The organism is Microbacterium umsixpiens (assembly GCF_053543675.1).
In genome coordinates, this window is the sequence record NZ_JBLVOH010000236.1 from 1 (window position 1) to 22,898 (window position 22,898).

Genomic DNA, 22,898 nt, shown 5'->3' on the forward strand with positions numbered 1-22,898 from the left:
CCCACGGTCGAGGCCGCTTCCGGGCGGGTGGGCATCGTCAAGCCCCAGGTCTCGTTCTTCGAGCGCTTCGGCTCCCAGGGCATCGCCGCACTCGAAGATGTTCTCGCAGCGGCACGCGCGGCCGGTCTCGTCGTGATCGCCGACGCCAAGCGGGGAGACATCGGTTCGACGATGGACGACTACGCGCGTGCGTGGCTGACTCCGGGTTCACCACTGGAGGCCGACGCGCTCACGGTCAACCCGTTCCTCGGAGTCGGTGCTCTCGACGGGGCATTCGCGCTGGCCGCCGACCACGGCAAGGGGCTGTTCGTGCTCGCCGCGACCAGCAACCCCGAGGCCGAAGGCCTGCAGCGCTCCACCGGCTCGACGGGTGCGACGGTGTCCGCTGTGGTCATCAGCGAGGTCTCCACTCGCAACGCCGTGGAGTCAGCGGCAGGGGGGTGGGGGAGTTTCGGTTTCGTGATCGGCGCGACCGTCGACTGGACCCTGGCCGGCATCGAGCCCTTCGCACCGGCAGCTCCCATCCTCGCTCCCGGTTTCGGCACCCAGGGGGCCACGCCGGCCGACCTCCGTCGCCGCTTCGGCCCGATGTCGGAAGCGGTGATCGCGAGTGAGAGCCGCAGCATCCTCTCGGCGGGTCCCGCGGATCTGGCCGAGGCGATCACCGCACGCGCCGCCGAGTACCTCGAGGTGGCCGGTGTCTGACGCGCAGCGCACGGTTCCCGAAGTCGACAGGGCTGCTGCCGCACGCCGCGCCGTGGAGCGTCGGCGCGCCAGGGCTTCGGTGAAGCGCGATCTCACGATGCGGGTGGTGACCCCGCAGACAGTTCTGCATCGCGCCACCGCGGATGCCGACTCCGTCGAGGGGTCGATGCGCATCACCGACTTCCTCCTCGCTCTCCCCGCGATCGGTGCCGGCAAGCGCGACCGGGTACTGGAGGAGCTGCAGATCTCTCCGGTCAAGCGCCTCGGTGGGCTCGGAGCTCGTCAGCGCCGGGTACTCGAGGAATGGCTCGACACGCGCTTCCCCGCGCCGAGCGCGCGAGGAGCGCGGAGTCGACTCCTCGTGCTCGCCGGCCCCACCGCGGTCGGCAAGGGCACGGTCGCCGCGCACATCCGCGAGCACAACCCGGAGATCCACCTCTCGGTGTCAGCGACCACACGGCCCCCGCGCCCCGGCGAGATCCACGGCGTGCACTACTACTTCGTCGACGACGCGGAGTTCGATCGGCTGATCGCCGACGGGGAACTCCTCGAGTACGCGGTGGTCCACAACAAGTCGCGCTACGGCACGCCGCGGGGGCCCATTGACGAGGCTCTGGCCGCAGGCAAGACCGTGCTGCTCGAGATCGACCTGCAGGGCGCTCGTCAGGTGCGCGCCGCGGAGCCCGCCGCGACGCTCATCTTCCTGCTGCCACCGAGCTGGGACGAACTGGTGCACCGGCTGGTCGGCCGTGGCACCGAAGATGCCGAGGAGCGCGCCCGTCGACTGCGCACCGCGAAGGGCGAACTCGCCGCTCAAAACGAGTTCGATCACCTCATCGTGAACGAGGACGTCGCCACGGCGGCCCGCGAGGTCGTAGAATTGTCTTCAAGCTCTGCGCGCTGAGCGTCTTCGCGCGCCATTTCGCACCGACTTCGCGACGATCCCGTCGCCTGACCAGGAGGTCTCACCATGGCCGGACACAACAACGGCATCATCGATCCCCCCATCGACAACCTGCTCGACCGCGTCGACTCCAAGTACGAGCTCGTGATCTACGCCGCCAAGCGCGCACGCCAGATCAACGATTACTACTCCGATCTGCACGAGGGCAACCTCTTCGACAACGTGGGCCCGCTGGTCGACTCCTCCGTCGAGGACAAGCCGCTCACCATCGCACTGCACGAGATCAACGAGGACAAGCTCCGCCTGCGTCACGCAGAGTGATATTCGAGGCCGCGCCTCCCTTCTGTCGGAGGCGCGGTCCAGAATGGGTGCAACACCCTCCCTCTGTCCGTCCCGTTCTGGAGTTTCGATGAGCGCCCTGCGTCTGTTCACGTCCGAGTCCGTCACCGAGGGGCATCCGGACAAGATCTGCGATCAGATCTCGGACAGCATCCTCGACGGGCTCATCGCCAAGGACAGAGACTCCCGCGTGGCGGTCGAGACGCTCGTCACGACGGGCCTCGTGCACGTCGCCGGCGAGATCCGCACCGAGGCCTACGTCGACATCCCCACGATCGTCCGCCAGGTCGTGAACGGCATCGGCTACACATCCAGTGAGACCGGCTTCGACGGCGACTCCTGCGGTGTCAGTGTCTCGGTGGGCGAGCAGTCGACCGACATCGCGCACGGCGTCGACAGCGCTCAGGAGCACCGCGACGGATCGTCGGTCGATCCGCTCGACGCCCTCGGTGCCGGCGACCAGGGCATCATGTTCGGCTTCGCGACGAACGAGACGCCGCAGCTCATGCCGATGGCCGCGTGGACCGCGCACCGGCTCGCCGAGCGGCTGACGGAGGTGCGCCGCTCCGGTGTGCTGCCGTTCCTCCGCCCCGACGGCAAGACCCAGGTGACCCTCGGTTACGACGGCTTCACCCCGAAGACGGTCGACGCCGTCGTGGTCTCGACACAGCATCACCCCGACATCTCGCAGGAAGACCTGCAGGCGCAGGTTCGCGAGCACGTCATCGACCCCGTGCTGGCCACGACCGGTCTCGACCTCGACGACGTCACCCTCTACATCAACCCGGCCGGTCCCTTCGTGACCGGTGGCCCCAAGGGAGACGCCGGGCTCACCGGCCGCAAGATCATCATCGACACCTACGGTGGCGCCTCCCGCCACGGCGGAGGAGCCTTCAGCGGCAAGGACCCGTCGAAGGTCGACCGCTCCGGCGCCTACGCGACCCGATGGGTGGCGAAGAACGCGGTGGCGGCGGGACTCGCAGACCGGCTCGAGGTGCAGATCGCCTATGCGATCGGTGTCGCTCGTCCGGTCGGTCTCTACGTCGAGACCTTCGGCACCGGCAAGGTGTCCGACGAGGTCATCACACAGGCGATCACGTCGGTGTTCGATCTGCGTCCGCAGGCGATCATCGAGCAGCTCGACCTGCTGCGTCCGATCTACGCCCAGACGGCCGCATACGGTCACTTCGGTCGAGAACTCCCTGATTTCACGTGGGAGCGCACCGACCGCGTCGAAGAACTGCGCCGCGCTGCCGGGCTCTGATGGGACCGCGGTCCTGATGTCTCCGGTGAGCCGGCGCATCGCGCGCGTGCTCCTCGATTCCCCGCTGCCTCAACTCGATCGGCTCTTCGACTACGCGCTCCCTGCGGAACTGGGCGACGTCCCGCTCGGGGTTCGGGTCCGCGTGCCGCTGCGCACCGCTGGGCGCGTGATCGACGGCTACGTCGTCGAGATCGGCACCGAGGACGACGCGGACCGCCCGCTCTCCGAGGTGGAGAGCGTCGTGTCGGAGGTCCCGGTCCTGCCGGAACGTCTGCACACGCTCGCGCGCCGGGTGGCCGACCGGGCAGCCGGCTCTGCCTCGGATGTGCTGCGTCTGGTGATCCCCAAGCGTCAGGTGCGTGTCGAGAAGGCGTGGACCGCCGATGCGCCGGCGGAGACGCCCGACCCGGAGGCGCTCGCGGTGGCCGAGGGCACCGTCGGACTGTACGAGGGCCTCGGGGCCGTGCTCGACTCGGGCGGACGCGCCGCCGTGGAGGCGATTCCTCAGCTCGTCGATGGCCTGCAGGGGTGGGCCCGACTGCTGGCATCTTCCGCGGCCCGGATGCTCGCGGCGGGCAAGTCGTCGATCATCGTCGTCCCCGACAGCCGTGATCTGGACCGGCTCCTCGCGGCGCTCGACGCTCTCGTCCCCACCGGAGCGGTCGTGCGCCACGACTCCCGGCAGACGAATCCCGACCGCTACCGCGGATTCCTGCGCACGCTCGAGGATGCGCCGTGCATCGTGGTGGGCAACCGCTCGGCCGTGTACTCCCCGGTCGTGGCGGGGATGGTCGCGATCTGGGACGACGGCGATCCGCTCCTGGGGGAGCCGCTCGCTCCGTATGTCAACGCTCGCGACGCGGCTCTCCTTCGACAAGAGCTCGAGGGGTCGGCGCTGCTCTTCGCGGGACACACCCGCACCACGGATGTGGAGCGCCTCGTGGTTCTCGGCTGGCTGCAGGATGTGAGGGCGGCACGCCGCGTGCTTCCTCGCGTCGTGCTCAGCACACCGCAGGAGATGGAGCAGCCGACGGCCCAGCGGATGCCGTCCTCCGCCTTCCTCGCCGCGCGCACCGCAGCGGCCGAGGGGCCGGTGCTCGTTCAGGTCTCGCGACCCGGCTTCTCGCCCTCGCTCGTCTGTGCCGAGTGCCGCGCGCCGGCGCGATGCGCCCACTGCGGCGGCCCGCTCGGCGCGAAGCATCGGGGTGCAGTGCCCGTGTGCGGCTGGTGTGGCCGGGCAGCCAGCGCCTGGGCGTGCCCTGCGTGCTCCTCGACCAAGCTGCGACTCGCCTCCTCAGGGAGCGAGCGCACCGCCGACGAGCTCGGGCGGGCGTTCCCGGGTGTACGCGTGATCGTCGCCGACAGTGCGCACCCGGTCGAGCGCGTGCCGGCCAAACCCGCGCTCGTGGTCGCGACCCGCGGCGCGGAGCCGATCGCGGAGGGCGGATACCGTGCCGTCGTCCTCCTCGACGGCCCTCGCATGCTCCAGGCGCCTGACCTGCGCGTCGCGGAATCCTGTCTGCGATGGTGGTCGAACGCGACCGCCCTGGCCGCGCCCGGCGCGCCGATCCATCTCGTCGGGGTCAACGGTGCGGCGGCGAAGGCACTTGCGACCTGGAACCAGGCAGGCCACGCGCGGTCTGAGCTGGAGAGCAGGGCGCCGCTGCACATGCCTCCGACGACCAGAGTGGCTCTGGTCCAGGGCTCGGTTCCGGCGGTCGCGAACGCTCTCGCCGCCCTCACCGAGCTCGCCCTACCCGGGGATGCCGTACTCGGCCCTGTCCCCGTCGAGTCCGACGACGTTCCCCCTCGGGTGCGAGCCCTCGTGAGGTTCGACTACGGCTCGGGCCCTCGCGTGGCGACCGCCCTGCGCGCCGCTGTCGTCGCCGAAGCAGTGAGTGGCCGCCGCAGAAAGGGGCGTGCGACCAAGAGCACGCTCTCCGTCCGCCTCGATATCCTCGAACCAGAGCTCTGACCCTTCCGGAGAACCTTCATGCGCCTCGTCTTCGCCGGCACACCCGCTGCCGCCGTGCCCACCCTGCGACGTCTCGCGACCTCGCACGACATCGCCGCGGTCGTCACTCGACCCGATGCACCGCTCGGGAGAAGGCGGGTGCTGACGCCGTCTCCGGTCGCCCAGGCCGCCGTCGAGCTGGGTCTTCCCGTGATCAAGACGGCGCGGCTCGACGAGGCCGCGACAGCCGAGATCTCGGCGCTGCAGGTCGAGCTCGGAGTGATCGTCGCGTACGGCGGGCTGGTGCGCGAGCCGCTGCTCTCCGCCCCGACCGCCGGGTGGATCAACCTGCACTTCTCTCTGCTGCCCGCATGGCGGGGAGCCGCCCCCGTGCAGCGCGCGCTCATCGCGGGGGATCGGGTGCTCGGTGCGAGCGTGTTCCAGCTCGTCGCCGAGCTGGATGCCGGTGACGTATTCGCCATGCGGGAGATCGACGTTCCCGAGACGGCGACCGCAGGAGAGGCGCTCGAGGCGCTCGCGCTGGACGGAGCAGACCTCACGGCCGATGTGGTCTCCGCGGTCGCGGACGGCACGGCGCGGGCGGTTCCGCAGCAGGGCGAGCCGACCTTCGCCGCCAAGCTCACGCTCGCCGACGGACTGCTCGATTGGGACCAGCCGCTCGACGCCGTGTTCGCCCGCTTCCGCGGCGTGACTCCCGAGCCGGGAGCGCACACGACCGTCGCCGGTCAGCCCCTCAAGGTACTCGAGGCGGCTCCGGCAACGGATGCCGAATCGCTGCCCCCCGGACGACTCCGGGGTACCAAGACCGCTCTGCACATCGGTACGGGCACCGGGGCACTCGCCGTCACGAGGGTGCAGCCTGCGGGCAAGGGAGCGATGAACGCGGTCGACTGGTGGCGCGGCCTGCGCGGGGGAGATGAGCTGGTGGCCGGATCATGAGCGATGAGCGACGCAACCGTCGAAGCACGCCGTCGAACGGTCGACCCCGCGGCTCCCAGAGCTCGGCGGAGGGGCATCGCGGCGGTCAGCGCGGTCCCGCTCGCACCGTGCAGCCCGCGAGACGGGTGGCCTACGACGTTCTGCGTGCCGTCTCCGAGACCGACGCGTACGCGAACCTCGTGCTTCCCTCGGCCATCGCCGACGCGAAGCTCACCGCTCAGGACGCGGCGCTCGCGACCGAGCTGACCTATGGGACCCTGCGACGGCTCGGGACCTATGACGCGATCATCGCCTCGGCGGCAGATCGTGCGACAGACGGCATCGACCCGGCGGTTCTCGATGCGCTCCGGCTCGCGGTGCACCAGCTGCTCGCGACACGTGTCGCCTCGCACGCCGCGGTGAACGAGTCGGTGAACCTGGTCGCCATCGAATCAGGTCGCGGAGCGTCGAGTTTCGCGAACGCGGTTCTGCGGCGCATCACCCGGGATTCGGCGGAGGCCTGGCAGGAGCGCATCGAAGAGCAGGCGCGCTCCGACGACGAGCGCCTGGCGCTGCGTTCCGCACATCCGGTCTGGGTGATCCGGGCGCTCCGTCGCGCCCTTGCGGCGGAAGGTCGCGACGCCGAGCTCGACGCCCTCCTCGAGGCCGACAACGCCTCGCCCGATGTGACGCTCGTCGCCCTGCCCGGTCTCGCGGAGCCCGGCGAACCTCGTCTGCCCTACGCGCCGACGGCCTTCGCCTCTCCCGGTGGCGATCCGCGTCTGTCGGTCGAGGCCTCCGGCGGCACGGTGCGCGTGCAGGACGAGGGCTCCCAGCTCGTCGCGCTCGCCCTGGCCGGAGTCTCACCGATCGCCGCGGGGGAGCGGTGGCTCGATCTCTGTGCCGGCCCGGGTGGGAAGACCGCGCTCCTGGCGGCGATCGCGCTCGAGAAGGATGTCGTCCTCGAGGCCAACGAGGTCGTCCCCGTCCGCGCGCGCCTGGTGCGCAAGGCGCTCCGCGCTGTCCCCGGCGAGATCGTGGTGCACGAGCAGGACGGCCGCGAGATCGCGGCCTCGCGTGCCGGCGAGTTCGACCGGATCCTCGTGGACGCGCCCTGCACAGGCTTGGGTGCGCTGCGCCGCCGGCCCGAGGCTCGGTGGCGCAAGTCACCCGCCGACGTGGCCGAGCTCGTACCGCTCCAGGTGGAGCTGCTCTCCGCCGCGCTCGACGCGCTCGCCCCGGGCGGGATCGTCGCATACGTCACATGCTCGCCCCACCTCGCCGAGACCACGGGCGTCGTGCAGGAGGTGCTGCGCGGGCGCACCGACATCGTCGAGCTCGATGCCCGCGCAGCGATCGCCGACGTCTCCCGGTCGCCGATAGACCTCGCGACCGAGGGGCGCTCCGGTTCCGGCAGCGCACAGCTCTGGCCGCATCGACACGGCACCGACGCGATGTTCCTCGCGCTCCTGCAGCGCTCCGCAACCGTCACCGCCACAGGGAAGGAAGACTAGGACCGTGGATCTGCCTCGCGCACCCCGCATCAACCCGAGCATCCTCGCCGCCGATTTCGTGAACATGCAGGCGGATCTCGCCCGCATCGCGACAGCGGACTTCGCGCATGTCGACGTGATGGACAACCACTTCGTGCCCAACCTGACGTTCGGGCCGCAGATGGTCGAGCGCATCCAGGCGACCAGCCCGATCCCGCTCGACGTGCACCTGATGATCACCGACCCGGAGCGCTGGGCGCCCGAGTATGCCGAGATCGGCGCGGCGAGCGTCACGTTCCACCTCGAGGCCGCCGCCGATCCTGTGGCCCTCGCCCGGCGCCTGCGCGACATCGGTTCCCGCGCCGGCGTCGCGGTGAAGCCGGGAACCCCGGTTGATTCGCTGTTCGATGTGCTCGACGAGTTCGATCAGATCCTCGTGATGACGGTCGAGCCGGGATTCGGCGGACAGAGTTTCATGCCCGAGACGATGCCGAAGCTCCGCTCCCTGGCGGAGGAGGCGCGTCGGCGCGGCTCCTCGGTCTGGCTCCAGGTCGACGGCGGTATCTCGGACAGCACGATCGAGTACGCCGCCGCCGCCGGAGCAGACACCTTCGTCGCAGGTTCGGCCGTGTACGGCGCCGACGACATCGAGGCGGCCGTCACCCGGCTGAGAGACCTCGCCCGAGCCGGTAGCCTGGAATCGTGAAGACTTTCGACGAGCTGTTCGCCGAGCTCAGCGTCAAGGCCGAGACCCGTCCCGAAGGATCGGGCACGGTCGCCGAGCTCGACGGCGGCGTGCACACGATCGGCAAGAAGATCGTCGAAGAGGCCGCCGAGGTGTGGATGGCGTCGGAGTACGAGTCCGATGAGGCCGCCGCCGAGGAGATCTCGCAACTCCTCTATCACGTCCAGGTCATGATGCTCGCGAAGGGGCTCAGCCTGCAAGACGTCTACCGACATCTGTGATGCGCTCCGTTCCTCTCCTCTCGAACTGAAAGCACTCCATGCTGCGCATCGCCGTTCCCAACAAGGGCTCGCTCTCCGAGACCGCCGCCGACATGCTCGCCGAGGCGGGCTACGCCGGACGCCGGGACCCCAAGACCCTGCATGTCATCGACGCCGACAACGACGTCGAGTTCTTCTTCCTCCGCCCCAAGGACATCGCGACCTACGTCGGTTCCGGTGCGATCGATGTGGGCATCACGGGTCGTGACCTGCTGCTCGACGCCCGCATGCCCGGTGCACGCGAGATCGAGGCACTCGGCTTCGCGGGATCCACGTTCCGCTTCGCGGCACCCACCGGTCGCTACACCGACGTGGCCGAGCTCGACGGACTGCGCATCGCCACCTCCTACCCGGGGCTGGTCGACGCGTTCCTCGACGAGCGCGACATCGCGGTAGACCTCGTTCCGCTCGACGGAGCGGTCGAATCGGCCGTCCGACTCGGTGTGGCCGACGCGGTCGCCGATGTCGTCGAGACGGGGACCACACTCCGCCAGGCCGGGCTCGAGGTCTTCGGTCCGGTCATCCTGCAGTCGGAGGCCGTGCTCATCGCCGGCCCCACCGATGCCGAGGGTGCCGAGACGCTCCTGCGCCGCCTTCGCGGCGTCATGGTCGCTCGCCGCTTCGTGATGATCGACTACGACCTGCCGGTCGCTCTCCTCGATGAGGCCGTGAAGATCGCCGGTGGCGTGGAGTCGCCGACCGTCTCACCGCTGCGGGACCCGGAGTGGGTGGCCGTACGCGTCATGGTCGCGCGCACGCGGGTCAACCCGGTCATGGATGCGCTCTATGCGCTCGGCGCCCGCGCCATCCTGGTCACCGCCATCCACAACGCGAGGCTCTGATGACTCTCGCCAGTCGTGTCATCCCGTGTCTGGATGTGGCCGAAGGCCGTGTCGTCAAGGGCGTGAACTTCGAGAACCTGCGCGACATGGGTGACCCGGTCGAACTCGCCAGGCACTACGCGGCGCAGGGGGCCGACGAGATCACGTTCCTCGACGTGACCGCGACGGTCGATGCGCGAGCCACGACCTACGACGTCGTGCAGCGAACCGCCGAGCAGGTCTTCGTGCCGCTCACGGTCGGCGGGGGAGTGCGCAGCGCCGAAGACGTCGCCCGGCTGCTCTCGGTCGGCGCCGACAAGGTGGGGGTCAACTCGGCCGCCATCGCACGCCCCGAGCTGATCGGCGAGATCGCCGACCGCTTCGGTGCACAGGTGCTCGTCCTGTCGCTCGACGTGAAGCGTGCGCCGACCACGCCCTCCGGCTTCGTCGTCACGACACACGGCGGTCGCACGCAGACCACCCTCGACGCGGTCGCCTGGGCGCGAGAGGCCGTCGAGCGCGGCGCCGGTGAGCTGCTGGTCAACTCGATCGATGCCGACGGCACGCGCGACGGGTTCGACCTCGAGCTCGTACGACTCATGCGGGAAGCGGCCTCCGTGCCCGTCATCGCTTCGGGCGGTGCCGGTCAGGTCTCCGATTTCGCGCCGGCCATCAAGGCCGGAGCCGATGCCGTGCTCGCGGCGAGCGTCTTCCACACGGGGGCGCTCACCGTCGGCGACGTCAAGGACGCCCTGCGCGCAGATGGGGTGGTGGTCCGATGACCTCCGTGGAAGAGCGCATCGCCCAGGTCGCCTTCAACGCAGACGGGCTCGCGCCGGTGATCGTGCAGCAGTTCGACACGCATGAGGTGCTGATGCTCGCGTGGGTCGATGCCGAGGCGCTGCGGCGCACGCTGACCTCAGGGCGGGCGACCTACTGGTCCCGATCCCGCCAGGAGTATTGGCGCAAGGGCGACACGTCGGGCCACATCCAGGTGGTTCACGAGGCGCGCCTCGACTGCGACGGCGACGCCATCCTGCTCCTGGTCGCGCAGACCGGCCCCGCCTGTCACACCGGCACGCGCACCTGTTTCGACACCACCGACCTCGAGGCGACGACGGGAGCGGATCAGTCATGAGCATCGCGCAGCGCGGTCGCTCGCTCTCTGTCTCCGGCTTCCTGCTCGCCGGGGCGATCGGCATCATCTCGTCGACCCAGACGTGGTTGACGGTGGAGCGTGCAGATGCCGGCGAAGCGATCCTGGTTCCGGGAGCCTCGGCCCTGGTACTGCTCGCTCCGCTCAGCCTCGCGGTGCTCGCCCTCGGGGCGGCACTCGCCATCTCCGGCAAGGTCGTGCGCCTCGTCTTCGGCGTGCTCGCGGCCGCGACGGCGCTGTTCCTCGGCTGGTCGACGATCCAGCTCCTCCTCACCGAACCGTTCGACGCCGTCGCCGCGACAGTGACCGAGGTCACGGGTCTCGCCGGTGGTGGCGCTGTCCACGAGGTCGTCACGAGCATCGTGCCGTCGGCGTGGCCGTACATCGCCCTCGTCGGATGGGTGATCCTGCTCGTCGCATCGGTGGTGGTCCTCACGACTTGGCGTGGCTGGAAGGCGGGTGGGCGGCGGTACCGCACCGACCACGTCGAGGCCGCGCACGACGGCCCGGTGGACGCGGTCGATTCCTGGGACGAGCTGTCCCGGGGAACCGATCCGACGCGTTGACCCCGATAGACTGATTCCGAACTGCACGTCGTCCCCCGGAGGAGAACATGACCAACCCGATCGCCGATCCCGGCCACGGACACTCGCCTGCAGCCTGGACCGCCGTGGTCATCATGCTGGTCGGCGTCGCCGCCGCGACTGTCGCATTCTGCTTCGAGCAGCCGGTGCTCGTCATGATCTCTCTGGTGCTCGTCCCGATCGGTGCGATCGCGGGTTGGGTGCTCGCGAGGGCCGGTTACGGCGTGAAGGGTCCGAAGTACGCTCCGAAGGCGCACTAATGGTGCTCGCCGACCTGACGGCCGGCGCAGTCGCAGACGCTGAGCGTCGTGCTCTGTCGCGCCCGCTGGATGCGGTCGAACGCGCGGCGCTTGCGCGCCCGGCCGCGAAGGACGCACTCTCGTTCCTCGCCCCGGCCGATCGCGTCAAGATCATCGCCGAAGTCAAGCGGGCGAGCCCGTCGCGCGGCGCACTCGCCGAGATCCCCGACCCTGCTCTGCAGGCCTCCCTGTACGAGACGGGTGGAGCCTCGGCGATCAGCGTGCTCACGGAGGAGCGTCGCTTCGGCGGCAGCCTGGCCGACCTCGAGGCCGTCACGGCGCGCGTGTCGCTGCCGGTGCTGCGCAAGGACTTCATCGCCACCCGCTATCAGGTGCTCGAGGCACGAGCCGCGGGCGCCGATCTGGTGCTGCTGATCGTCGCCGGTCTCGAACCCGATGTCCTTCGGGATCTGTTCGGCTTCATCAGCGAGCTGGGCATGACGCCTCTCGTCGAGACGCACTCGGCCGACGAGCTCGAGGCCGCGATCGATCTGGGCGCCCCGTTGATCGGTGTGAACGCACGCGATCTGAAGACCCTCGAGCTCGACCGCGACCTGTTCGGACGCCTGGTCGACCGCATCCCGACGACCGCGGTCAAGATCGCCGAATCCGCGGTGCTCACGCCCGCCGATGTGGTGCACTACCGCTCCGCCGGCGCCGACGTCGTCCTGATCGGCGAAGCGCTCGTGACCGGCGATCCCGTCGCCACCCTCAAGAGTTTCCTGGAGGCATGATGAGCCTGCGCGACCAGCACGGCCCCTTCTTCGGCGAGTTCGGCGGGCGCTTCATGCCCGAGTCGCTCATCGCCGCGATCGACGAGCTGACCGTCGCGTACGAGGAGGCGATCGTCGACCCGGCCTTCCGGGATGAGCTCGCACACCTCCTGAGCTCGTATGCGGGACGCCCCTCGGCCATCACCGAGGTGCCGCGGTTCGCAGAGCACGCCGGGGGTGCGCGCGTCTTCCTCAAGCGTGAAGACCTGAACCACACGGGGTCGCACAAGATCAACAACGTGCTCGGCCAGGCGCTGCTCACGAAGCGTCTCGGCAAGACCCGCGTGATCGCCGAGACGGGTGCCGGGCAACACGGTGTCGCCACGGCGACCGCCGCAGCACTCTTCGGTCTGGACTGCACGATCTACATGGGCGAGGTCGACACCGAGCGTCAGGCGCTCAACGTCGCCCGTATGCGTCTTCTCGGCGCGGAGGTCATCCCGGTCACCTCGGGTTCGCGCACGCTCAAGGACGCGATCAACGACGCCTACCGCGACTGGGTGGCATCGGTCGAGACGACCAACTACATCTTCGGCACCGCCGCGGGTCCGCACCCGTTCCCGGCGATGGTGCGCGACTTCCAGAAGATCATCGGCGAAGAGGCCCGCGCGCAGCTGCTCGACGAGGTCGGTCGGCTCCCGGATGCGGTCGTCGCCTGTGTGGGTGGCGGATCCAACGCCATCGGCATGTTCGATGCGTTCCTCGACGACGAGGGCGTCAAGCTCTACGGCGTGGAGGCAGCCGGTGACGGCGTCGACACCGAGAAGCACGCGGCCTCGATCGAGCGCGGGCGCCCCGGTGTGCTGCACGGCGCCAAGACGTACGTGCTCCAGAACGAAGACGGTCAGACCATCGAGTCGCACTCCATCTCGGCCGGACTCGACTATCCGGGCGTCGGTCCGGAGCACTCGTGGCTCGCCGACATCGGGCGCGCCGAGTACATCCCGGCCACCGATGACGAGGCGATGCAGGCGCTGCGGCTGCTCAGCCGCACCGAGGGCATCATCCCGGCCATCGAGTCGGCCCATGCTCTCGCCGGCGCTCTGCGCATCGGACGCGAGCTGGGCCCGGATGGGCTCATCGCGATCTGTCTCTCCGGCCGCGGCGACAAGGACATGGACACCGCCGCACGCTACTTCGCGCTGTACGACGAAGCCGCGCTCGCGCACGACGTCGCCGAGGAGAGCGAGGCCGAAGACACGGCCTCGAAGGGGGAGCCGCAGCTATGAGTCGCGTCGAACAGGCGATCCAGCGCGCACAGGACGCCGGTCGCAGCGCCTTCGTCGGATATCTGCCGGTCGGTTTCCCCGACCTCGAGACGAGCATCCAGGCCGCCATCGCCCTGGCCGAGAACGGCGTCGACATCATCGAGCTGGGCCCGCCGTACAGCGACCCGGTGATGGACGGCGCGATCATCCAGGAGGCGACCACCACGGCTCTCGCCGCGGGGTTCCGGATGGCCGACCTCTTCACGGCGATCCGTGCGATCACCGCGGCCACCGACGTGCCCGTCCTCGTGATGACGTACTGGAACCCGGTCATGCAGTACGGCGTCGACCGCTACGCCGACGACCTGCTCGCCGCGGGCGGCGCGGGACTCATCACACCCGACATCACGCCCGACGCCGCAGGGGAGTGGATCGCCGCCAGTAAGCGGACCGGCCTCGACCGCGTGTTCCTCGCTGCCCCCACGTCTTCGGACGAGCGCCTCGACCTCGTGGTGAAGTCGTCCACCGGCTTCGTCTACACGGTCTCGACCATGGGCATCACGGGGGAGCGCGCCGAACTCGACCGCGCCGCCCGCACCCTGGTCGGCCGCCTCCGCGCACACGGGGCGCACCGCGCGTGCGTGGGCATCGGCATCTCCACCGCCGAACAGATCGCCGGTGTGTCGGAGTACGCTGACGGCGCCATCGTCGGGACCGCACTGGTCCGCGCTCTCCGTGACGGCGGCGTGCCCGCCCTCGCCGAGGTCACCCGAAACCTGGCAGCCGGCACCTCGTCGGCGCGCCCCGATACCGAGAACTAGAATCGCACTCATGTCACTCGCGTTCCCCAGCACCGTCACCAACGTGCTCGCCAGCATCCCGAGCCCTCCGGTGTCGTACATCGACCTCGGACCCGTACGGATCCACTTCTACGCGCTGTGCATCATCGCGGGCATCATCGCGGCGACGCTGCTGACCAACTACCGCCTGACCAAGCGCGGAGCGGAGCCGTGGGTCGTGATCGACATCTCGATCCTCGCCGTGCCGCTGGCCATCATCGGTGCCCGAATCTTCCACGTGCTCACCCACCCGAACTTCTACTTCGGCGAGGGCAGGAACACCTGGAACCCGTTCGAGCCCGGTTCGGTGTGGGCCATCTGGGAGGGCGGGATCGCGATCTTCGGCGCTCTGATCGGCGGCGCCATCGGCGCGTACCTCGGCTGCCGCTGGACGGGCATCCGCTTCTGGACGTTCGCCGACGCGCTGGCGCCCGGTCTGCTGCTCGCTCAGGCCATGGGCCGCTTCGGCAACTGGTTCAACCACGAGCTCTTCGGCCTTCCCACCGACCTGCCGTGGGGGCTGGAGATCGAGTCGACGAACTCGGCATTCCCTGCCGGTCTGCCCGAAGGCACCCTGTTCCACCCGACCTTCCTCTACGAGGTGATCTGGAACGGCCTGGGCGTACTGGTGCTCCTGTGGCTCGGCCGCAAGCTGTTCTTCCAGTGGGGACGCCTGTTCGCGATCTACCTCATCTGGTACAGCGCGGGCCGCATCGTCTGGGAGTCCATCCGCATCGATCCGAGCGAGATCATCCTGGGCCTGCGCAGCAACGTCTGGGCAGCGATCATCGGCGTCGTCGTCGGGCTGGTGATCCTCGTCGTGCAGACGCGTCGTCACCCCGGTCTCGAGCCCTCGCCGTACCAGCCGGGACGCGAGAAGATCGACGCCGACGCTGATGTACAATCGCAGAACAATCCCTCTGACTTCGTGGACGTGAGCGAGCCTCCGACCGAGGAAGTCACCGCAGGAGCCACTGCCACAAGCACTGCTCCCACGAGCGAGAACGGCTCCCGATAACAACGCCACCTCGTGGCGGGAGAACCATTGCACTGAACGAGCGGGCCGACGTCGTCCCCGGGTTTCACTGAAGATCTGAGGACGGTAACTGGTGTATTTCCAGCCACCCTACGGCGCGTCCGGCGCCTACCCCCCGAAGCAGGGCATGTACAACCCGGCGTTCGAAAAAGACGCCTGCGGCCTCGCCATGGTCGCGACCCTGCGCGGCGAAGCCGGGCACGACATCATCGCGTTGGCCCTCGAGGCCCTGCGCAACCTGGAGCACCGCGGAGCCATCGGCTCCGATGCGGGCACCGGGGACGGCGCCGGCATCCTGACGCAGATGCCCGATGCATTCCTCCGCGCAGTCGTCGGCTTCGAACTGCCGCCCGTGGGGGAGTACGCCGCTGGACTGGCCTTCCTGCCTCGCGATTCGAGCGAGCGCCGCCAGCAGAAAGCCGGGATCGAGAAGATCGCCCGCTCCGAGGGACTTCGCGTCCTCGGCTGGCGCGAGGTCCCCACCGCCAACGAGAACCTCGGCAAGCTCGCCGATGAGGCGCGTCCTGCTTTCGAGCAGCTGTTCGTCAGCGCCGGCGGAGCGACCCACACCGATGCCCCTCTGACGGGCATCGCCCTCGACCGCGTCGCCTACCGGCTGCGCAAGCGCGCCGGACACGAGCTCGGCGCCTACTTCGTCTCCCTCTCGGCCCGCACCCTCGGGTACAAGGGCATGGTCACGACGCTGCAGCTCGAGCCGTTCTACCCCGACCTGCAGGACGAGCGCTTCGCCTCGGAGCTGGCCGTCGTGCACTCCCGCTACTCCACGAACACCTTCCCGTCGTGGCCGCTCGCGCAGCCTCTGCGCATGCTCGCCCACAACGGCGAGATCAACACGGTCGGCGGAAACCGCAACTGGATGCGCGCCCGCCAGTCGCAGCTCGAGTCCGAGCTTCTCGGCGACATCCAACCGCTGCTTCCGATCTGCACCGACGGCGCCAGCGACTCCGCGTCGTTCGACGAGGTGCTCGAGCTGCTGACCCTGACCGGGCGCAGTCTGCCGCACGCCATCATGATGATGGTTCCCGAGGCGTACGAGAAGCAGGCCGACATCACGCCGGAGCTGCGCTCGTTCTACGAGTACCACTCCAACCAGATGGAGCCGTGGGACGGTCCGGCCGCCCTCATCTTCACCGACGGCACGCTCGTCGGCGCCACGCTCGACCGCAACGGTCTGCGTCCCGGACGCTGGACCGAGACGACCGACGGCCTGGTCGTGATCGGTTCCGAGACCGGTGTGCTGCAGTTCGAGCCCGAGCGCATCAAGCGTCGCGGACGCCTGCAGCCGGGGAAGATGTTCCTCGTCGACACCTCGCAGCGTCGCATCGTCGAAGACAGCGAGATCAAGCACGATCTCGCCACGATGCACCCGTGGCAGGAGTGGCTGGATGCCGGCGCCGTGCGGCTCGCCGAGCTGCCCGAGCGCGAGCACATCGTGCACCCGCCCGCATCGATCACCCGTCGTCAGCGCACGTTCGGATACACCGAGGAAGAGGTCCGCATCCTCCTCACCCCGATGGGGCAGACCGGTGTCGAGCCTCTCGGCGCGATGGGCTCGGACACGCCGATCGCGGTGCTCAGCAAGCGTCCGCGCCTGCTGTTCGACTACTTCACGCAGCAGTTCGCCCAGGTCACGAACCCGCCGCTCGACTCGATCCGTGAAGAGGTCGTCACGAGCCTCAAGCTGGGCCTCGGCCCCGAGAGCAACCTGCTCTCCTGGGGTCCGGAGCACACGCGCACCGTGTCGCTCGACTTCCCGGTGATCGACAATGATGAGCTCGCGAAGATCCGCCACATCGACAAGGCCATGCCCGGTCGGTCGAGCGCGACCATTCGCGGTCTGTACCACTTCGACGCCGGCCCCCAGACGCTGCAGGACCGTCTCACGGAGATGTGCGCCGAGGTCGACGAGGCGATCGCGAACGGTGCCGAGTTCATCATCCTGTCCGACCGTGACTCGAACAAGGACCTCACTCCCATCCCGTCGCTGCTCATGGTCTCGGCGATCCACCACCACCTCATCCGGCGCGAGAACCGCATGAAGGTCGGTCTCATCGTCGAAGCCGGTGACGTTCGCGAGGTTCACCACGTCGCGACCCTGATCGGTTACGGTGCCTCCGCCGTCAACCCGTACCTGGCGATGGAGTCGGTCGAGCACCTGGTGCGCACCGGCTACATCACCGGGATCACGCCCGAGAAGGCCGTCAAGAACCTGATCTACGCGCTGGGCAAGGGTGTGCTCAAGATCATGTCGAAGATGGGCATCTCCACGGTGTCGTCGTATGCGGGTGCCCAGGTGTTCGAGGCGATCGGCCTCAGCCAGGAGTTCATCGACGCGTACTTCACCCGCACCGAGTCCAAGCTCGGTGGCATCGGCATCGAAGAGATCTTCGCCGAGAACCAGGCGCGTCATGACTACGCCTACCCGGAGGATGCCGCGGCGCGTGCGCACGAGCGGCTGTGGACCGGAGGCGAGTACCAGTGGCGGCGCGACGGCTCGCCGCACCTCTTCAACCCGGAGACGGTGTTCAAGCTGCAGCACTCGACCCGCACCCGGCGCTACGACATCTTCCGCGAGTACACGAAGCTCGTCGACGAGCAGGCTGCCGAGCTGAAGACGCTGCGCGGCCTGTTCCAGCTGCGAACCGGAACCCGCAAGCCCGTGCCGCTGGACGAGGTCGAGCCGGTGTCCGCGATCGTCAAGCGCTTCTCCACGGGAGCCATGAGCTACGGCTCGATCTCCCGTGAGGCGCACGAGACGCTCGCGATCGCGATGAACAGCATCGGCGGCAAGTCGAACACCGGTGAGGGCGGCGAGGATCCGGACCGGCTGCTCGACCCCCAGCGCCGCAGCTCGATCAAGCAGGTGGCCTCCGGGCGCTTCGGCGTGACCAGCCTGTACCTGACCGAGTCGGACGACATCCAGATCAAGCTCGCTCAGGGCGCCAAGCCCGGCGAGGGCGGCCAGCTGCCTCCGACCAAGGTGTACCCGTGGGTGGCGCGAACGCGTCACGCGACGGCCGGTGTGGGGCTCATCTCCCCGCCGCCGCACCACGACATCTACTCGATCGAAGACCTCAAGCAGCTCATCTTCGACCTGAAGCGGGCGAACCCCGAGGCGCGCATCCACACGAAGCTCGTGAGCCAGTCGGGTATCGGCGCGGTGTCGGCCGGCGTGGCCAAGGCGCTCAGCGACGTCATCCTGGTCTCCGGCCACGACGGCGGAACGGGTGCGAGTCCCTTGAACTCCCTCAAGCACGCGGGAACACCGTGGGAGCTCGGTCTCGCCGAGACGCAGCAGACGCTCATGCTCAACGGCATGCGCGACCGCGTCGTGGTGCAGGTCGACGGTCAGCTCAAGACCGGCCGCGATGTGATCATCGGCGCGTTGCTGGGTGCGGAGGAATTCGGCTTCGCCACCGCGCCACTCGTGGTCAGCGGGTGCATCATGATGCGCGTCTGCCACCTCGACACCTGCCCCGTGGGCGTCGCGACGCAGAACCCGGTGCTGCGAGAGCGGTTCACGGGCAAGCCGGAGTTCGTCGTCAACTTCATGGAGTTCATCGCCGAAGAGGTGCGTGAGCTCCTCGCGGAGCTCGGCTACCGCTCGATCGACGAGATCGTCGGCCGCGCCGACCTCATCGAGGTCAACGCCGCGGTCGAGCACTGGAAGGCCGACGGACTCGACCTCACCCCCGTTCTCGAAGGTCCGGTGTTCCCGGCGGGCGAGCCACGTCGCAGCGGTCGCACGCAGGATCACGAGCTCGAGAAGCACTTCGACGTGCAGCTGATCGACATCGCCAAGAGCGCACTGCTCAACGGCGAACCCGTCGTGGTCGAGCTGCCGATCGCCAACACCGAGCGCGCCGTCGGCACGATGCTGGGCCATCAGGTGACTTCGCGGCACGGCGCCGCCGGTCTGCCCGAGGGCACCATCGACGTGACGCTGCACGGCACCGCCGGACAGTCGCTCGGTGCCTTCCTCCCGCCGGGGATCGTGCTGCGCCTCGAGGGCGACGCGAACGACTACGTCGGCAAGGGACTCTCGGGTGGCGACATCACCATCCGTCCGCCGCGCGGTTCTGCGATCGCTCCGCATGAGAACGTGATCGCCGGCAACGTGATCGGCTACGGCGCAACTTCGGGGACGATGTTCATCTCCGGTGTCGTGGGTGAGCGCTTCCTCGTCCGCAACTCGGGCGCGACCGCGGTCGTCGAGGGTGTGGGCGACCACGCGCTGGAGTACATGACCGGCGGACTCGCCGTGATCCTCGGCTCGACCGGGCGCAACTTCGGTGCGGGCATGTCCGGGGGAGTGGCGTACGTGCACGCGCTCGACACGAGCAAGGTGAACGCCCAGTCGCTCGGCAGCGGGGAGCTCCTGCTCGAACCGCTCGACCGTGCCGACCTCGAGGTGCTGCGCAGCCTGCTGGTCGCGCACGTCGAACGTACGGCCTCGCCGCGAGCATCTGCGCTTCTCGAGAGCTTCGAGGAGACCGCTGCCGAGTTCGTGAAGGTGCTGCCTCGTGACTTCGCCGCCGTGCGGAGCATGCGCGAGGAGGCGCTGGCCGAGGGGATCGACCCCGACGGCGACATCGTGTGGAACCGCATCCTGGAGGTGACCGGTGGCTGACCCCAAAGGCTTTCTGAAGGTGACCGAGCGGGAACTTCCCGCCCGTCGCCCCGTGCCCGTTCGCATCATGGACTGGAAAGAGGTCTATGAGCCGGGCGACAAGCAGGTCCTGCGTCGTCAGGCCGGTCGCTGCATGGATTGCGGCGTGCCTTTCTGCCACCAGGGCTGCCCGCTCGGCAACCTGATCCCCGAGTGGAACGACCTGACGTGGCGTGGCGAGGGTCGCGAGGCGATCGAGCGGCTCCACGCCACGAACAACTTCCCGGAGTTCACCGGTCGTCTGTGCCCCGCACCGTGCGAGAGCTCGTGCGTGCTCGGCATCAACCAGCCCGCCGTGACCATCAAGCAGATCGAGGTCTCGATCATCGACGAGGCCTTCGCCAAGGGCTGGGTCGAGGCGGAGCCGCCGGAGCGCCTGACCGGCAAGACCGTCGCGGTCGTCGGATCGGGGCCCGCGGGTCTCGCCGCCGCCCAGCAGCTCACGCGTGCCGGCCACACCGTCGCGGTCTTCGAGCGCGACGACCGCATCGGCGGTCTGCTGCGCTACGGCATCCCGGACTTCAAGATGGAGAAGTCTCAGCTCGAGTCGCGCCTGCGCCAGATGCAGGAGGAGGGCACCCGCTTCCGCGCGGGCGTCGAGATCGGCAAGGACATCTCCTGGCCCGACCTTCGCGCGCGCTACGACGCGGTCGTCATCGCGACCGGTTCGACGGTGCCGCGTGATCTCGCGATCCCCGGACGCGACCTCGATGGCGTGCACTTCGCCATGGAGTACCTGGTCGAGTCCAACCACGTGGTCGCCGGCGACAAGGTCCCTGACCAGATCAGCGCCGAAGGCAAGCATGTCATCGTCATCGGCGGCGGCGACACCGGCGCAGACTGCATCGGCACCGCACACCGTCAGGGCGCGCTGAGCGTCACCAACCTCGCGATCGGCAAGCAGCCGGGCGACGCGCGTCCCGACCACCAGCCGTGGCCGATGATGCCGACCCTGTTCGAGGTCTCCTCTGCGCACGAGGAGGGCGGCGAGCGGGTGTTCCTCGCGTCGACCGTCGAGTTCCTCGGCAACGAGGTCGGCGAGGTCCGTGCGCTTCGGGTGGCCGAGACCGAGTACATCGACGGTCGTCGCGTGCCCAAGAGTGGCACCGAGCGCGAGATCCCGGCCGACCTGATCCTCATCGCCATGGGTTTCACCGGCCCTGAGCAGGACGGCTACACCGAGGAGACGCTCCCGCAGGTCACCGACCGTGGCGCGTTTCGTCGCGACAACGGCTACGAGTCGACGGTTCCCGGCGTGTTCGGCGCCGGCGACGCCGGCCGTGGACAGTCACTCATCGTCTGGGCCATCGCCGAGGGCCGCGCGGCCGCCGCGAACGTCGATCGGTTCCTGATGGGCACCACGGTTCTTCCCGAGCCGGTGCGCCCGAGCGATGTCGCGATCGGTCTCCAGCCCGCGTAGGCTGAGGCCGGCACCGTCGCCTGATTCACCTTCCCCCACTTCTACCCTGGAGAAATCTTTGAGACGCGCGAAAATCGTCGCCACCCTGGGCCCCGCCACCTCCACCTATGAGACGGTGCGTGCACTGATCGATGCGGGGGTGGACGTCGCTCGACTGAACCTCAGCCACGGTGACTACTCCGTGCACGAGAACAACTACGCCAACGTGCGTCGTGCCGCAGAGGACGCCGGTCGCCCGGTCGCCATCCTCGTCGACCTGCAGGGACCGAAGATCCGTCTCGGCAAGTTCGAGAACGGCCCGTACGAGCTCGCCAAGGGCGACATCTTCAAGATCACCACCGAAGACATCATCGGCAACAAGGACATCTGCGGAACGACCTTCAAGGGCCTCCCGCAGGACGTCAAGCCCGGTGACTTCCTCCTCATCGACGACGGCAAGGTCCGTGTCGAGGTCGTCGAGACCGACGGTGTGACCGTCACCACGAAGGTCATCGTCGCGGGCGCCGTATCCAACAACAAGGGCATCAACCTGCCCGGTGTCGCCGTGAACGTCCCCGCATTGAGCGAGAAGGACGAGGACGACCTGCGTTGGGGTCTGCGCATCGGCGCCGATCTGATCGCCCTGTCGTTCGTGCGCAACGCCTCCGATGTCACTCGCGTGCACGAGATCATGGCGGAAGAGGGCGTTCGCGTCCCCGTCATCGCCAAGGTCGAGAAGCCGCAGGCCGTCGACGCACTCGAAGAGATCGTCGACGCCTTCGATTCGATCATGGTCGCCCGAGGCGACCTGGGTGTCGAGCTTCCGCTCGAGGCCGTGCCGATCGTGCAGAAGCGCGCCGTCGAGATCGCGCGCCGTATGGCGAAGCCCGTCATCGTCGCGACGCAGATGCTCGAGTCGATGATCAACAGCCCCGTGCCGACGCGCGCCGAGACCTCGGACGTCGCGAACGCGGTGCTCGACGGTGCGGACGCGGTCATGCTCTCCGGTGAGACCAGCGTCGGCGACTACCCGGTCGTCGTGGTCGAGACCATGGCTCGCATCATCGAGTCGACCGAGGAGCACGGCCTGGAGCGCATCGCGCCGCTCACGGCCAAGCCCCGCACCCAGGGTGGTGCGATCACCCTGGCCGCCCTCGAGGTCGCCGAGTTCGTCGACGCGAAGTTCCTCTGCGTGTTCACGCAGTCGGGTGACTCCGCGCGTCGTCTCTCGCGCCTGCGCTCGCGCATCCCGATGATCGCGTTCACGCCGGAGCCCGACATCCGCCGCCGTATGGCCCTCACGTGGGGCATCCGCTCGACCCTGGTCGACATGGTGCAGCACACCGACCTGATGTATCACCAGGTCGACGAGTATCTGCTCGGCAACAAGCTGGCCGAGGAAGGGGACAAGGTCGTCGTGATCTCCGGTTCCCCTCCCGGAATCATCGGATCGACGAACGACCTTCGCGTGCACAAGGTCGGCGATGCGA

21 protein-coding genes are annotated in these 22,898 nt (G+C 68.8%); all 21 read left to right on the top strand.

From position 1 onward, the window contains the following. Positions 1–705: orotidine-5'-phosphate decarboxylase (pyrF, locus tag ACNPM4_RS19685; protein WP_448986891.1), on the top strand; the 705-nt coding region annotated here is incomplete at its 5' end. After that, positions 698–1,609, top strand: coding sequence for a guanylate kinase (gmk, locus tag ACNPM4_RS19690; RefSeq protein WP_029263357.1), 912 nt, complete (start codon positions 698–700; stop codon positions 1,607–1,609). The genes pyrF and gmk, both read left to right, overlap by 8 nt. A gap of 66 nt (positions 1,610–1,675) precedes the next feature. After that, the gene (rpoZ, locus tag ACNPM4_RS19695) at positions 1,676–1,930 is read left to right on the top strand and encodes a DNA-directed RNA polymerase subunit omega (RefSeq protein WP_017204385.1); all 255 of its coding nucleotides are present in this window, start codon (positions 1,676–1,678) and stop codon (positions 1,928–1,930) included. Between the two features lie 88 nt (positions 1,931–2,018). Further along, entirely contained in the window at positions 2,019–3,212 is a 1,194-nt protein-coding gene (gene metK, locus ACNPM4_RS19700) for a methionine adenosyltransferase (RefSeq protein WP_091036423.1), read from the top strand. 16 nt (positions 3,213–3,228) lie between these two features. After that, positions 3,229–5,187, top strand: coding sequence for a primosomal protein N' family DNA-binding protein (locus tag ACNPM4_RS19705; RefSeq protein ID WP_448986892.1), 1,959 nt, complete (start codon positions 3,229–3,231; stop codon positions 5,185–5,187). An 18-nt stretch (positions 5,188–5,205) separates the two neighbouring features. After that, the gene (gene fmt, locus ACNPM4_RS19710) at positions 5,206–6,126 is read left to right on the top strand and encodes a methionyl-tRNA formyltransferase (RefSeq protein ID WP_448986893.1); all 921 of its coding nucleotides are present in this window, start codon (positions 5,206–5,208) and stop codon (positions 6,124–6,126) included. Further along, positions 6,123–7,619, top strand: coding sequence for an RsmB/NOP family class I SAM-dependent RNA methyltransferase (locus ACNPM4_RS19715; protein ID WP_262000946.1), 1,497 nt, complete (start codon positions 6,123–6,125; stop codon positions 7,617–7,619). The genes fmt and ACNPM4_RS19715 overlap by 4 nt, the downstream gene beginning before the upstream one ends. 4 nt (positions 7,620–7,623) lie before the next feature. Beyond that, positions 7,624–8,304 carry a ribulose-phosphate 3-epimerase gene (rpe, locus tag ACNPM4_RS19720; RefSeq protein WP_105709946.1) on the top strand — a complete coding sequence of 227 codons (681 nt, stop codon included), beginning with the start codon at positions 7,624–7,626 and terminating at the stop codon, positions 8,302–8,304. Continuing rightward, complete coding sequence (locus ACNPM4_RS19725; RefSeq protein ID WP_017202142.1) at positions 8,301–8,564, top strand: phosphoribosyl-ATP diphosphatase; 264 nt, start codon at positions 8,301–8,303, stop codon at positions 8,562–8,564. Before rpe ends, ACNPM4_RS19725 begins: the two co-directional genes overlap by 4 nt. Before the next feature lie 38 nt (positions 8,565–8,602). Next, on the top strand, positions 8,603–9,445 hold the full coding sequence (gene hisG / locus ACNPM4_RS19730) for an ATP phosphoribosyltransferase (RefSeq protein ID WP_105709945.1): 843 nt from the start codon (positions 8,603–8,605) through the stop codon (positions 9,443–9,445). Then, positions 9,445–10,206 (top strand): imidazole glycerol phosphate synthase subunit HisF, encoded by a 762-nt coding sequence (gene hisF, locus ACNPM4_RS19735; RefSeq protein ID WP_448986894.1) that lies wholly within the window; start codon positions 9,445–9,447, stop codon positions 10,204–10,206. The genes hisG and hisF overlap by 1 nt, the downstream gene beginning before the upstream one ends. Beyond that, positions 10,203–10,562 carry a phosphoribosyl-AMP cyclohydrolase gene (hisI, locus tag ACNPM4_RS19740; RefSeq protein WP_029263365.1) on the top strand — a complete coding sequence of 120 codons (360 nt, stop codon included), beginning with the start codon at positions 10,203–10,205 and terminating at the stop codon, positions 10,560–10,562. Before hisF ends, hisI begins: the two co-directional genes overlap by 4 nt. Continuing rightward, complete coding sequence (locus ACNPM4_RS19745; protein WP_105709944.1) at positions 10,559–11,146, top strand: Trp biosynthesis-associated membrane protein; 588 nt, start codon at positions 10,559–10,561, stop codon at positions 11,144–11,146. The genes hisI and ACNPM4_RS19745 overlap by 4 nt, the downstream gene beginning before the upstream one ends. A 47-nt stretch (positions 11,147–11,193) precedes the next feature. Next, complete coding sequence (locus ACNPM4_RS19750) at positions 11,194–11,424, top strand: HGxxPAAW family protein (RefSeq protein ID WP_029263367.1); 231 nt, start codon at positions 11,194–11,196, stop codon at positions 11,422–11,424. A gap of 2 nt (positions 11,425–11,426) precedes the next feature. Further along, complete coding sequence (gene trpC, locus ACNPM4_RS19755; protein ID WP_448986899.1) at positions 11,427–12,197, top strand: indole-3-glycerol phosphate synthase TrpC; 771 nt, start codon at positions 11,427–11,429, stop codon at positions 12,195–12,197. After that, positions 12,197–13,465, top strand: coding sequence for a tryptophan synthase subunit beta (gene trpB, locus ACNPM4_RS19760; protein WP_167633587.1), 1,269 nt, complete (start codon positions 12,197–12,199; stop codon positions 13,463–13,465). Before trpC ends, trpB begins: the two co-directional genes overlap by 1 nt. Continuing rightward, entirely contained in the window at positions 13,462–14,265 is an 804-nt protein-coding gene (gene trpA, locus ACNPM4_RS19765; RefSeq protein WP_448986895.1) for a tryptophan synthase subunit alpha, read from the top strand. Before trpB ends, trpA begins: the two co-directional genes overlap by 4 nt. Positions 14,266–14,275: 10 nt before the next feature. Next, positions 14,276–15,301: a prolipoprotein diacylglyceryl transferase gene (gene lgt / locus ACNPM4_RS19770; protein WP_448986896.1), complete on the top strand. Its 1,026-nt coding sequence runs from the start codon at positions 14,276–14,278 to the stop codon at positions 15,299–15,301. A 145-nt stretch (positions 15,302–15,446) separates the two neighbouring features. Continuing rightward, entirely contained in the window at positions 15,447–19,970 is a 4,524-nt protein-coding gene (gltB, locus tag ACNPM4_RS19775; RefSeq protein WP_448986900.1) for a glutamate synthase large subunit, read from the top strand. Next, the gene (locus ACNPM4_RS19780) at positions 19,963–21,429 is read left to right on the top strand and encodes a glutamate synthase subunit beta (RefSeq protein ID WP_448986897.1); all 1,467 of its coding nucleotides are present in this window, start codon (positions 19,963–19,965) and stop codon (positions 21,427–21,429) included. The genes gltB and ACNPM4_RS19780 overlap by 8 nt, the downstream gene beginning before the upstream one ends. 58 nt (positions 21,430–21,487) lie before the next feature. Next, positions 21,488–22,898: pyruvate kinase (gene pyk / locus ACNPM4_RS19785; RefSeq protein WP_448986898.1), on the top strand; the 1,411-nt coding region annotated here is incomplete at its 3' end.